The sequence below is a fragment of the Arthrobacter sp. sptzw32 genome (genome assembly GCF_059089735.1).
In genome coordinates this window covers 1-428 of sequence record NZ_JBNHEZ010000026.1, presented here as the reverse complement: position 1 = coordinate 428, position 428 = coordinate 1, and the positions used below count along the sequence as shown (strand labels likewise).

The 428-nt window shown below is 67.3% G+C and carries 1 pseudogene; it reads left to right on the top strand.

The annotated features are described in order from the left end of the window. Window positions 1–428: pseudogene (locus AC5RVN_RS17445) on the top strand (pyruvate dehydrogenase (acetyl-transferring), homodimeric type); the annotation flags it as partial.

Here is a 428-nt window from a genome sequence, read left to right as displayed (position 1 = left end):
GACCTGATGCGGGACAAGGCCTTCGGCAAGCACATCGCCCCGATCATCCCCGATGAGGCACGCACGTTCGGGATGGACGCGTTCTTCCCCACCGCGAAGATCTACAACCCCAAGGGCCAGAACTACCTCTCCGTGGACCGGGACCTGGTCCTGGCCTACAAGGAATCCCCCGCAGGCCAGCTGATCCACCCCGGCATCAACGAAGCCGGCGCCGTCGCAGCGTTCACCGCCGCCGGCACCGCGTACGCCACCCACGGCGTGCCCCTGGTCCCGGTCTACGTGTTCTACTCCATGTTCGGCTTCCAACGCACCGGCGACGCGTTCTGGGCAGCAGCAGACCAAATGACCCGCGGGTTCATCATCGGCGCCACCGCAGGACGGACCACCCTCACCGGCGAAGGCCTCCAGCACGCCGACGGCCACTCCCC